12 protein-coding genes are annotated in these 12,009 nt (G+C 67.9%); 6 read left to right on the top strand and 6 right to left on the bottom strand.

What is annotated here, in order from left to right; translation table 11 throughout:
* Positions 1-1,088, bottom strand: a 1,088-nt coding sequence (locus AB0H21_RS32360; protein ID WP_358524330.1) for an SRPBCC domain-containing protein, incomplete at its 3' end; no start/stop codon positions are given.
* 975 nt (positions 1,089-2,063) lie between these two features.
* Here AB0H21_RS32360 and AB0H21_RS32355 point away from each other — a divergent pair.
* The 3 genes from AB0H21_RS32355 to AB0H21_RS32345 all read left to right on the top strand — a co-directional run bounded on the left by AB0H21_RS32355 (position 2,064) and on the right by AB0H21_RS32345 (position 4,907).
* Positions 2,064-3,989 carry a hypothetical protein gene (locus AB0H21_RS32355; protein ID WP_358524327.1) on the top strand — a complete coding sequence of 642 codons (1,926 nt, stop codon included), beginning with the start codon at positions 2,064-2,066 and terminating at the stop codon, positions 3,987-3,989.
* A gap of 149 nt (positions 3,990-4,138) precedes the next feature.
* A complete protein-coding gene (locus AB0H21_RS32350; protein ID WP_358524325.1) occupies positions 4,139-4,597 on the top strand; it encodes a hypothetical protein in 459 nt (152 codons plus the stop codon).
* 7 nt (positions 4,598-4,604) lie between these two features.
* Positions 4,605-4,907, top strand: a complete 303-nt coding sequence (locus AB0H21_RS32345; RefSeq protein WP_358524322.1) for a hypothetical protein — start codon at positions 4,605-4,607, stop codon at positions 4,905-4,907.
* 123 nt (positions 4,908-5,030) lie between these two features.
* On the opposite strand, the gene AB0H21_RS32340 is transcribed toward AB0H21_RS32345, so the two are convergent.
* Positions 5,031-5,255: a hypothetical protein gene (locus AB0H21_RS32340; protein ID WP_358524319.1), complete on the bottom strand. Its 225-nt coding sequence runs from the start codon at positions 5,253-5,255 to the stop codon at positions 5,031-5,033.
* Between the two features lie 157 nt (positions 5,256-5,412).
* Positions 5,413-6,126, bottom strand: coding sequence for a hypothetical protein (locus tag AB0H21_RS32335; protein ID WP_358524316.1), 714 nt, complete (start codon positions 6,124-6,126; stop codon positions 5,413-5,415).
* A 381-nt stretch (positions 6,127-6,507) separates the two neighbouring features.
* Here AB0H21_RS32335 and AB0H21_RS32330 point away from each other — a divergent pair, with 381 nt between their 5' ends.
* Both AB0H21_RS32330 and AB0H21_RS32325 read left to right on the top strand, forming a co-directional pair.
* On the top strand, positions 6,508-8,103 hold the full coding sequence (locus AB0H21_RS32330; protein WP_358524314.1) for a hypothetical protein: 1,596 nt from the start codon (positions 6,508-6,510) through the stop codon (positions 8,101-8,103).
* A gap of 117 nt (positions 8,104-8,220) precedes the next feature.
* A complete protein-coding gene (locus tag AB0H21_RS32325) occupies positions 8,221-9,459 on the top strand; it encodes a VCBS repeat-containing protein (protein WP_358524312.1) in 1,239 nt (412 codons plus the stop codon).
* A gap of 92 nt (positions 9,460-9,551) precedes the next feature.
* Here the strand turns inward: AB0H21_RS32325 and AB0H21_RS32320 are convergent, their stop codons facing one another.
* The 3 genes from AB0H21_RS32320 to AB0H21_RS32310 form a co-directional block, all read right to left on the bottom strand.
* Positions 9,552-10,607 (bottom strand): alpha/beta fold hydrolase, encoded by a 1,056-nt coding sequence (locus tag AB0H21_RS32320; protein ID WP_358524310.1) that lies wholly within the window; start codon positions 10,605-10,607, stop codon positions 9,552-9,554.
* A 62-nt stretch (positions 10,608-10,669) separates the two neighbouring features.
* Complete coding sequence (locus AB0H21_RS32315; protein ID WP_358524307.1) at positions 10,670-11,026, bottom strand: hypothetical protein; 357 nt, start codon at positions 11,024-11,026, stop codon at positions 10,670-10,672.
* A gap of 10 nt (positions 11,027-11,036) precedes the next feature.
* Positions 11,037-11,597 carry a TetR/AcrR family transcriptional regulator gene (locus tag AB0H21_RS32310; RefSeq protein ID WP_358524305.1) on the bottom strand — a complete coding sequence of 187 codons (561 nt, stop codon included), beginning with the start codon at positions 11,595-11,597 and terminating at the stop codon, positions 11,037-11,039.
* Between the two features lie 151 nt (positions 11,598-11,748).
* Here AB0H21_RS32310 and AB0H21_RS32305 point away from each other — a divergent pair, with 151 nt between their 5' ends.
* Positions 11,749-11,982: a hypothetical protein gene (locus AB0H21_RS32305; protein WP_358524302.1), complete on the top strand. Its 234-nt coding sequence runs from the start codon at positions 11,749-11,751 to the stop codon at positions 11,980-11,982.
* Positions 11,983-12,009 lie beyond the last annotated feature (27 nt).

Genomic DNA, 12,009 nt, shown 5'->3' with positions numbered 1-12,009 from the left:
GTGTGCAGCCGTCGTACCAGCCAGCCGAGCAGCACCACACCCGCCAGGGCCGCCACCAGCGGGGCCGCGCGCTTGAGCAGGGGCACGCCGGCGATCCGCAGCAGGTCCAGGGCCTCCTCGTCGGGCGTCCGCGAGGTACGGGTGGTGCCCGCCGGGTGCGCCTCCCGCCCGGCCGCCCTCTCGGCGTAGGAGTCGGGCACGGCGGTGAGATGCCGCTGCGCCGTCGCCTCTCCGTCCGCCTCCCCGTCGGGTCCGGACCTGGGCGCCGCCCCCTCCGGCTCCTCCGCCCCCTCCAGCCCCCCGGCCTCGGCGGGCGCCCCGAAGGGCGAGACGACCTCGGCGACGGGCTCCGCGCCCGGGACGCTCGCGGCCGGCGACGGCTCGGGCGTGTTGAACGGCGTGGTGGCGGGCTCCACGAGGGCGCCGGGCTCGACCTCGCCAGCCGGCTCCGGCGCGGGAGGCGCCTCGGCCGTCCCCGGGACCGTCCCGCAGGGCAGGGTTTCGCCGGGCACGGCTGCTTCGGGCACGGCTTCGTCGGGTCGGGCTGCTTCGGGTACGGCTGTCTCCGGTAGGGCTGCTTCGGGTACGGCTGCCTCGGGAACGGCTTCGTCGGGCACGACTGTGAGGGTCCGCTCGGGGGTCTCGCGCAGCAGCGCGGCGAGGTTCTCGGCGAACCTGTCGATCAGCTTTGCCCCGACCTCGGCCATCACTCCCCGCCCGAACTGCGCGGGACGTCCCGTGACGTTGAACGACGTCTCGACCGTGACCCGCGTCGAGGCGCCCTCGCCGGCGAGCGTCGCGTCGACCACCGCGCCCGCGGTGCCGGTACCGCGCATCTCCTTGCCCGACGCCCTGAGGCGCAGCGTGTGCGCGTCCTTGTCCACCGACTCGAACGACGCCTTGCCCCGGTAGGTGACGGTGATCGGCCCGACCTTGACCTTCATCCGGCCGGTGGACACGTCGTCGTCCACGCTGTCGAGCGCCGCCCCCGGCAGGCAGGGAGCCACCCTCTGGACATCGAGAAGCACCGACCACGCCTGCTCGACCGGCACGGGAACCGTGAACTCGTGCTCGAACCGCATCGTCATGGCGCCGCTCCTGTTCCAGGTGACTTCCAGCCAGATCACGGCTGAACGGCCCTTATCGCCCTCACGCCATTATCACCGCGCGAGAACCTCTCCCTCCCTCCTACCTTGCTACCCTTCCCGCCGACGTCACGCGTCCGCGGGGCACCCCCACGGACGGTCCCCGGCGGTGCTCAGCGCCCAGCGAAGGCGAAGCCCGCCCAGCGACGGGGACACAGCGAAAGTTCGTGCTGTTCCAGACGCAGGGGGGCACGGTGGAAGGTCGCGGTGTCCCAGACGCGCAGGGCCGCCCCGCGGGCGGCGGACGCTGAGCAGGCGGCGGGGAAGTGTTCGCACTCGTCCTCGGGGGTGCGGCGTTCTTGACAGCGCGGTCGTCTTTGGGAGCCCGGTCGCTCTTTGGGGAGAAGGCCATCCGCTGATGATCTTCTTTGTCGTCCTCGTCGGAGTGGTCGGCGGCTTCCGCAGAGGGGCTGGGCGCGGTGCCTCGTTCAGCTCGGGACGTGTGGTAAGTGGTGCTTTGGTCGGATCCGCCGGATCTGACCAACCTGCTCGTCCTCTCAACGCGGCCATTTCCGGTCATGCGCCTGTGCCGTATTCGGGAATGGCAGCGGTGTTCGGCGGGCATATCCATATTCACTGAGATCTTTACTTGTCACGAGAACGCAATTAATCTGCCCGTCGGAGTTGTCGCCGTCGCCGGCCGCGCTGGAGCCTCTCGACCTCATGACCCATCCATCCCCCACACCGTCTCCAGCGCCCCACGACGCGCCTACCACGCGGCCGTCGCCCACAGACCGGCCGTCGTCTGCGGACCGGTTGCCGTCCGAGGATCATCCGTCGCCTACGGACCGGCCCTCTCCCTCCCCCGAGCCCTCACCGATCGCTCCCCCCAGTGGCGCGCAGCCCACGACGGCTCCGACGCCCCAGACGAGTACCGGGCCGACCCCGATCCCTCACCCCCCGGGCTCCTCCCCAGGAGTGGACGGCGGCTATTCCGGGATCGACCCCACCTCGATGGACGCCTTCGAACGCGGCCTCGGCCACGCCGAGGACACCCTCGGCCGCAACGAGCCCCGCATCCGCCGCACTCTCCAGCAACTCGACCTGGACACCTCCGGACTCAACGTCCTGCACGAGATGCGCGGCTGGCTCGCCGCCACCCGCCCCGACCTACGCCGCCGCAGCGCCACGATCCGCGCCGAGCACACGCAGTGGAGCGCCACGCCCAGCCTCCCCGGCGGCCTGACCGCCTTCGACGAGACCCTCTACGGCAAGGCCGCCCACGACCCCGACGTCTACGCCGCAGTTGCCAAGCTGACGGAGGGCGCGGCGCAGGGCAAGGTGGATGCGAACGCACTGGCGGAACTAGAGAAACGCGCCAAGGACCCTGGCTTCGCCACCGCTCTGATGAACACAGTTGGCGCTGCTAATTTCACCGTGCTGATGACCCAATTCGTGCGGAACGGCGGCGGCGCGGAAATGGAACGGTTGCAGGCCGCGCTCGGCCAGATGTTGGGTACGGCGATCCCCAAGCTGAACTCTGCCTGGCGTGAAGAGCTCACATCAGGACTTGTGCGCTGGGAGGAGGCGTATGCGCTCTCGTTGGCGCTGAAGCATGGCGCCTTCCCCGCCGACTTCCTGCTTTCAGTGGCAAAGAAGCTCGACGCCTTGGATCGACAGATGCCCGCGCCTAACCCGGCACACCTGAGAAACCTGATGGAAGCGCTCGGCAATAATCCGCAGGCGGCTCAAGACTTCTTCCTGAGCGACCCCAACATGCTGAAACGCTACATGACCGAACGAAACCTCTTCGATGGCGGTGTGGCGTTGGGCATGGCGATCGAGGCAGCCACGCTCCATTTCCGTGACCACGACGGCACACCACAAAACCCGTCGCGTGGCTTCCTGTCGGCCAAACTCGCGTCGGAGACTGTCAAGCTCGAAATCGATAGCGTCATGGCGGACAACCCCTTTAATACATATGTATCGGCTATCGCGGTCGGCCGTATCTTCGCAGGCTACATCAACGATATAAACAGTGCTGCTCGATCCGGTATCACGATTCCGAGTGTGGTCTCTGGTGCGGACAACCCATTGAGTGCCAAGCGCGATCCGTGGGGGATTGCGCAGTTTGATCCAGTCTCTCTGAACGAGGTTATGAAACGGGCATTCGCAGATGAAAAGGCATTTAGTATTGTCTTGGCCGCCCAGATCGCCTGGGCGGGAGATCTTCTCGATCATGCGGCTGCACTTGCGCCTGGAGACAAGGGTGACGCACTTGGCGCGAGCGTGAAGCAGGTGGCGGCGGGCTTCGCTTTGCTCAGGGATTCCGCTGGGCTGGCGGAGATCGAGCAGGGTAAGGAAATGGATGAGCAAAAAGCGCGAAATATGAAGATTTTCGCGGCCTTGGCCGATATGGGGCTCGCGTGGCCGCAGGCTGTGGCCGCGGCGCGGGTCGCCGGTGTGATCGGTGCGTGGACAGGATTTGTTGAGGATATGAACAAGGGACACGGGGAGGACAAGGCCCGCATTACGGCCGACCAGTCGCTTAATCTCACTCGGCGCTTTGTCCACGATCTCGCCGCCCAAGCGATGCTCAAGCATGGGCTCTTTGGTCCGGCGGACCCTCCTGCTCCGACTCACCCTTGGGCAACTTTGGAAGGTACCCAACAGTATGATGACCCGCGTCAAAACCCTAACAATTTTCTCAAGGACGATGGTCGGACGCTGATGACGATGGACGAGATGATCGACAAGAACGCTTCCAGTGCAACCGAAATGTACCGGCGGGTCGAGGCCTACAAGCGGTGGCTGGACCAAGGGCTTTCGGGGCGATTGTGGCTAAATATCGAGAATCAGTTGGACGTAAGCTTCGGCGCCTCTGTGAGATCTCACGGGTCATGAAAAAACGGCTGTTCCCCGTGACGTTGGCCATACTCTGTGCGCTTACCGTATCGACGTCATGTCAGAATGATGGTGACAGAGTTGATCGCACGCCTGTCCCTGCGGTAGCGGCTCCACCATACGCATGCGACTATGTTCCTATTAAGGCAGTGGAACTCATCACCGGTGTGCACGATCCAATCGCACGAGGATTCTTTGATCTGAATTTTGGGAGCGGGATCGGCGCAGGAACCTGCACGATATATCGGTCGGCGGGTGAGGAGTCCAAGGTGCTGCTTGTTGACCTCGCGCCGGGTGGATACCGAGAATTAGTAGAGGGTCAGATATCGGCCGGTGCCTCACCGTTGCCGGAGATCGTTCCAGGGGCAATCGGCTATTACTTCAAGCCCCCTGATGGAAAGTACAACCGGGCGAATGCTCTGCTTGTGCGTGGCAAGGCCATACTCAGCGTCCAACTGTATGTCGGGGTCGCGGGGCGGGATAACGCGGCTGATGTGGTGGCGCTTATGAAATTGATTGCGCCTAAGCTGATCACTGATGCTAGTGCGCCGTCGCCTGGGGTGTCCGGGGAGGGGGCTTCTCCTTCGCCGACGAAGACGGAGGGGTGAGCGGGGGATGTCGGAGTTGGTGCCCAACCCGCTGTGCGCGGCGCTGGAGGAGGCCCTGCGGGCGGTGGAGACGATGATTCGCGAGGTTGATGACGACATCGAGCGGCCCTTCCAGGCGTTTCACTCGGGTGGGGTCTGGACGGGACCGGCCGCCGTTCGCTTCGACACTCAGCTCGCTCACTACCGCACCCGCGTCCGCGGCTCCGGAGACAAGATCCTCTCCGATCTACGCCTGGCCCTGGCCCGCACCCCCCGCGAAGTGACCGACCACGAAGCCAGATCAATAGCTCACAGATACGGTCTGTCCTGACGAGACCGGCCGGAAATCGGCGTCCGGCGTCGATCTGAGGATCCGAGCACACCGTTCTGCAGGGAGGAACCCGGTGCGCCTCGGTGGATACCGTAATGGCCGGTCTCCTGGCCGGAACTCCGTTCATGAGTCCGCCTGGCGGTGATGAGTGTCGGTGGCGTGCACGTGAAGGAACGGCACGAGCGCCCGGCGTAGTTCGTGAGGGCCGGAACAGACCAGAAGCCTGTTGCGCCCCTGGATCGCGTACCAGCAGTGCCTGATCACCAGGAAGCCGAGCCGGGGGAAGTCGGCGCGTAACCTGGCCAGTTCCGACCGCACCACCTCCTCGTAGCGGTAGCTCCCGGGCACTCGCCCGCGTGAGTGGTCCGTTCGCCGGACGTCCCCGCCTTGGTCCGGCGGACCGGACGTCTCCGCTCCGGTCGGGGGTAGGACTTCACGGCCCTGACAGGCGGAGGGCAGGACGCGGCTGCCCTGACCAGCCGGGGCACTGGCACGTGGGGATGCCTCATAGGTGGTCATGATGGTCGCCGCCTCGTGTGGTGGTGTCGGCGAAGAGCGCCCACACGAGGTGGCCGGTGACCGGGTTGCCCTTGCAGCCCACGCGCAGGGCCAGTCGCGTGACGGCGTCGAGCCCACGGCCGTGCTCGCGGAGCACCTCCTCCAAGAAGTCTTCGTCCAGGAGGACTTCCGTACGCCGGCCGAGCGGCTGGGCACGCTCGATGCGCCGACCGAGTGGCGGGACGAAGTCGTTCCCGCGCCGACCCAACGGCTCGACCGGCCCTTCTCCCGCTGAACCGCTAGGCCGGGCGCCCTGCCGTACGTCCGTGACGTCGCCCGGTGGCCCGCCCGCCCGCGTAAGCGGTGCCGTGGCCAGGCCCTTGAGGTCGGGCACACCGACGCCGCCCAGGTCGTACACGCCGACGCGCACGCTCCGGGGGCGGCGGGTCACCTCGACGACGAAGTAGCCGCCGGGCCTCCCCGAGCGGCTGTGAAACAGCGAATTGTTCACGAGTTCGGCGGCGGCGAACTCGGCGTCGTCCACCCATCGGGTGCCGGCCAGCAGGCACCGTACGAAGGCGCGCGCCTTGGGGGCTTCCTCCGCGAGCCCGGCGAACGCGCGGCGCCACACCATCTTCCCGGTGGGGACGATGCCACCGCGCGTAGCCACCTCCCCCTGAACACGGGGACCGACCGTGATGTCGACCGTGGGATCTGCCATGGCGGCCACCTCCTTGCCGGTGATCGCGGGACCACCCCGCGCCGAGGAGTACTGTCGCCCGGCCCGTGGTCATGGCCCACCCCCCGCGGCACCTTCGGACGGCACGCGGATCACCAGTCGTCGGACGTGGTCACCTTGACTTTGAGGGGCAGCCAAGGACCCCTGGGGAGCTGGTTCTATGACCCCAAAGCCCGTTCAGGGGCGCCACCGTACGCCCTACCGCGCTTCTTCGCGGAAGGGCGTCCACCGTACGCGTGTGTCGGCGGGGTACCGCTCGCGGAGCAGGCGATTCGGTAGTCAAATGGGCACTCTCCGTTAGTAAAGTGGTCCAGGTCACATGGCGAACCGGCGTCCGTGTGCGGTCCTCGCCGAGGGGGAGTCATGACTGAGGGGCACCGTGTCCTGCTCGCTTGCCGGAGGCGTAGTGAGGTGTTGCGGGGGAGGGGTTTCACGTTCGAGCAGATCGCGGATGTGCTCGCTCTGGATCTTGATGACAGTCCGTTGTTGTTGCATCGATACGCCCATGGGCTGACCGCCGCTCAGGTCGTGGCGGCGTTCAATGATCTGGATCCGGCGGGCTCGGCGTCGATGCGCACCGCCCGGCTGTACGACCTGGAGGGCTGGCCCGAGAGCAGACGTCGCCCCTCGCCTCGGGTACTCGATCTGCTGGCCCAGATCTACCAGACCACGGCCCGCCGCCTGGTGACCGACCAGACATACAGCAGCTATGACGCCCGCGATCGTGAGTTGATCGACGCAGTTGACTACCGTCACCTTGACCCCTGCCAGCGCATCCACCTCATGGCTGCCGCGCCGGAAATCTCCCATGCCAGCATGGAATCTACCGCTGGAGCATGGCGAGCGCAGACCTCGGTCGCGCCATCTGGTGTACATCCTGGGGACTGCGCCGCCTTGTTCCGCGCCCTCACCGCCGAGGAGGCCGACGTGAAGCGACGCGAACTGCTCTTTGAACTGGCAGTGATCCTTGGTGGCGTCCCAGCGTTGCGCCTACTGCGCCATTTGACCCCCGAGGAAGAGACGCGCCTCGCTGTCGTCATCCGAGGCGCCGCCCGCGTCGATGTCGCGACCGTCACCGCGATCGAGAAGCTGATCGCCCAGTGCTGGCAACTGGACGAGATCTACGGCCCCAGCAGGTTGCTGTCCATCGCGGACGCTCAGCGGGATCTCGTAGACCGTCTCCTGCGGCACGAAAATCCGGCCCCCGCCCTGCGCGATCGTCTCCTTCGGGCCTACTGGGCAGCTTCACATCTCGCGGGCTGGTTCCATTTCGATGTATTGAATTATGGCGAAGCCGTCATCCGTTACGAAGAGGGCTTGGCGGCCGCGCGCCAACTGGAGGATCCGACCCTGCTGGCACACGCCCACGGTCTCCTCGCCAACGTCGCCAGCTTCCAAGGGCAGCGCACGAAGGCGCTCGACCACGTGTACGCCGTGCAGGGCTGGGTCAGGAGAAGTCCCAGTTCGCTCCAGCATGCGGCGTCAGCACTCATCAGTGCTCGGGTGCTCGCGGACTCGGGAGAAAGCGGCTCGAGTGCGAGAGCGCTTGCGTATGCGACGGATACCGCCGCCAAACCTCGCACCGAAGCCGACCCGCCCCACCTCTATTGGTGCACGCCACCCCGCGTCCAACGTCATTCGCTTTACTGCCTGGTCACGTTGAAGCAGACCACAGAAGCACTGGCGGCGGCACAGAGATCACTGTCGGAGCATGAAGCTGACTGGCTGAGGGAACGCGGCTTCATTCTCGTGGAGTACGGCACAGCCCTCACCCAGCGACGCGAGGTTCCGGAAGCCGCCCGTCAGTTGGGCGAGGTGGCTTCGATCGCGAGCCGGCACAGTTCCGCACGCCTCGTCCACCGGCTTGAGACGGCGCGGCGCGATCTCCAGCCGTGGGCCACCAATACACACGTCCGTGACCTGGACGAGAAGCTTCGCGTGCTCGGAGTCTCTGCATAGCACCTCGCCTTCAAAGATCGCCGAGGTGCGGCGCCCGAAGGTGAATTCTTCGGGAGGTCGCCAACATCGGGGCCCGGATGGGCGTCCCATGGGACAGGGACTCCGAAGGAGACGGTCATGCGCGTAGGGAAGGGCGGCCTTGTCGTGGCCGTCGCGGTGGGGCTGGCCGGGGTCGCCGCGCCCGCCGAGGCCAAACCTGTCAGGCCGGCGGTGGCGGGCGACGTCAACGGGGACGGGCGTGTCGATGTCATCGCCGGGCTGCCCCTCCTGAAGGTGAAAGGGAAGAGTGACGCCGGAGGCGTGGTCGTCTACTTCGGCGGCGCGAAGCAGGTCTCCACTCAGGGGCGGGTCGTCACGCTCGCCGGTCCCGCCGCACGGGAGAACCTCGGGCGGGTGCTCGCCTCGGGCGACTTCGACGGGGACGGCTACGCCGACGTCCTGGCGTCCGCCCGCAAGAAGCTCGTGGTCTTCCGCGGGTCGGCGACCGGGCTGCGCGGCGCGGACGCCAAGGTGATCTCCTGGCCGGTGACCGAGCCAGCGATGGCGGCCGCCGACTTCGACGGCGACGGCTACGGGGACGTGGCCGTCGCCGGGAACAAGGAGGTCGTCGTGCTGCGCGGGAGCAAGGCCGGACTGCGGGTGGCCGGCCGCCTGGCCAACGGCGCCCCGCAGTTCGGCGCGAGGCTCGCCGCCGGCGACGTGAACGGCGACGGGCGTCCCGACCTCGTGACGACCGAGCACCGCGTGGCCGTGCCGGACGCGGTCGGCCCCCAGCGGATCACTGTCGTGCCCGGCTCCCCTTCGGGGCTCTCGCTGAAGAACGCCTGGTCGATCACTCCCACTGAGCGGGCCTCCCGTGACCTCGCCGTCGCGGACGTGAACGGTGATCGCAAGGCCGACCTGGTCCGGATCACCTCGGCCGAGGGCGAGAACTTCCGGGTGCTCGTCCAGCTCAGCCAGGGGAACGGGTTCGCCCCGGCGCAGACGGTGGCGACGGGGGACGGCTACCCGGCCAACGTGGGCCTCGGCGACGTCACCGGGGACGGCCGCGCCGACCTGGCCGTCCACATCGCCGCCGAGGGCGACCACGACTGGGCCGTGCTGTACGCCGGGACGGCCACGGGCGTGGGCGCGGAGCCGATCCAGCGGTACGCGCACGACACCTACGAGACCAGGTACGGCACGAGCCTGCGCCTGGCGGACGTCCGCGGTGACCGCCGCGCCGACGTCATCGCGGGCCTGCCGGGCGTGTACGGCGCCGGCGCGCTGGAGGTCCTTCCGAGCGGCGCGCGCGTGGGCGCGCAGAAGCTCCGCCTCAGGACCCCTGGCGGCCTCGGCTCCAGCCAGCCCTTCTGAAAGACGGCGTTGACTGAGCTTTGGAGAATGCGGCCCGCCGAAGGCGGGCGCCGCTCGGCCCTTCGGCTGAGCGGCGCCCGCCTCGGGCTTCCTCACCCGGCGTGACGCCGGCGGGAGGTGAAGGCTCGCAGGGCGGAGAGAGCGTCCGCCGCGAGGAGATCGGGATGGGCGGCGTCGCGCAGGTTGTGGTCGACGCCCTGGAGCACGACGCGTCCGGGGCCAGTGGTGTGCGCCTTGTGCAGGGCCTCGGTCAGCGCGTCGGTGGTGGCGCAGGGGACCTGCGGGTCGTTGGTTCCGCAGGTCAGCAGGACCCGGGTGCCGGCGCGCAGGCGGCGTGCGACGTCCGGGGGATAGACGGCGTCGTCGGACTCGATGAAGCGCCGGTTGGTCCCCTGGAACGCCTGGAAGAGTTGGACGATGGGCGCCGGCAGGTCGGTGGTGTCGACCGGGCGGCGGGCGCGCAGGTCGACGATCGCGCGGTCGATGGCCGTGTCGATGGCGCGTTGCTGCTCGGGAGTGAGCTGCCCGGCTTGGGTGGCCTTGGCGATCTGATCGTGCAGTTGGAGGGCGACCACATCCAGCAGGCGGAGCGCCTGCGGTTGCAGGAGCGCGAGGCCCACCGGGCGCGGCCGTACCTCGTTGGCGAGCATCAGGGCGGTGAGCGCCCCTTCACTGTGCCCGATCACGGACAGGGCTCGCCGGTCGGTTTCGGGCTGCCGGAGCAGCAGGGTGTAGGCGGCCGCCGCCTGGCGCACGAAAGCCGGATAGTCGATGTTCTCCGGGTGCTCCGTGTAGGCGCCCAGGCCGGTCTTGCCGCTGCCGTACTTGTCGAAGCGCAACGTGATGATCTTGTCTTCGTCCAGTGCGGTCGCGAGCTTTGCCAGAGTGTGCGGCGTCAGCACCGGTGGCTGGTCGCCGTTGCGGTCGGTCGGTCCGCTGCCGGGCAGCAGCAGCGCGGCCGGCAGTCGCTGCCCGTTGCGGTGTGCGGGCACGTGCAGGGTGCCGTAGGTCCGGGTGCCCTCGACGGTGAACACCACCTCGCGGTCCTCGGCCTGAACGTAGCGTGGCGCGGCTTGGGCGGGGATGGCGGCGATGACCGTCGTGGCGGCGGTCAGGAGCAGGGTGAGCGCGATTCGGCGTCGGGTCATGGGGGTTCCCTAGGGGGGTAGGTCCGAGTTGGTCGTGTGTGCCTGCGACCAGGCAGGCGCGGTCAGGGCCTGGCGATGGCGCCTTCGATGAGCGCGACGGCGGCGCGAGGGTCGTCGACCTGGACGATGAGGCGGGCGTAGCGCTCATCCGCCAGCTCGATGACGATGGCCTTGGCGGGGTTCTGGACGTCCCAGAAGACCCGCTCGCCGTCCAGGTGGAAGGTGCCGGCGGTGATCACGCCGGGCAGGTGCGTCCCCGGGGCGCGGATGCCCTTGGATTCGTTGATCACGCCCGGATCGTCGGTGGCGCCGCGGACGTTGGAGAGCGGAATGGTCAGACGGCTCTTCAGCGCCCAGAGCTTGTCCAGCCCCTCGATGACGACGACCAGCGTGTCGCCGTCGATGTGCACTCGTGCCACTTCGTGCTCCTTATGGGGAAAGGTCAGGATTGTGGGGGGCAAGGTGTCGCGCCAGAGCGGCGCCCGCCTGCTCGGATCCGGCACTGGATGACGCCGTCCTGGCCCGCAGCCGGAGTCCGAGCAGCGCCGAGGTCAGGGCGCCCGCCAGCCCCGGCGTGGGGATTCCGCCGGTCGGGCCGACGGCGAGCGCCTCGTCGAGGGCGTCCAGGACCGCGGTGACCTCGGCGGCGACCTCCGGGTCCGCCGGTGCGCGTTCGACCGCCGCCATCAGGAGCAGGTCCAGGGCCGAACCGTCCCCTTGGCCGGGCAGCGCTCGGCGCGCCGCTTCGGCGAAGTCGTGGGCCTCGCCGATCGCGAGGATCAGCGGACGCACCTGGTTTTCCACATGCCACCGCAAGGCGGCCATGTACAGGCCCCGCTTGCTGCCGAACGTCTTGTACAGGCTGTTGCGATGTATGCCGAGGTGGGCGACCAGGTCGTCGATGGAGACGCCGTCGTATGCCCGGTGAGCGAACAGCGCCGCCGCCGCTCGCACCACCTCGGTCTCATCAAAACCTCTCGGTCGGCCCATATGGTGACCGTAGCAGGTTTAGGAACGATCAGTCAAGAACGATCGTTCCTAAACTGGCGACCTCGCACGCCAGGCGGGCCACCGATCACCGAGTACGAGGGGGAGTGGCTGCACGTCTACAACCCCGCGCTGACCGGCGCTGACGACCACGATGCCCACCCCTGACCAGCCGATGGTCATCCCGGCCGATGTCGCCGACAACTTCACCGACCACTTCGACGACGATCTCGCCCACGACCTCGCCACCTTGCTCACCTGCTCCGAGGTCGAGGCCCTGGCCGATCTGCTGACCGCCATGGAGCGCTCTGGCCTCGCCGAGGTCTGGATCGACGCGCACGCCGACGGCGATGACGCCGGAGACCTGCACCACCGCCCTACCACCTGATGAGCCCCCTGCGGGCCGGACACGCGA

The organism is Sphaerisporangium sp. NPDC051011 (assembly GCF_040653595.1).
Taxonomy (GTDB): Bacteria; Actinomycetota; Actinomycetes; order Streptosporangiales; family Streptosporangiaceae; genus Sphaerisporangium.
This window is presented reverse-complemented; position numbering and strand designations above follow the sequence as displayed.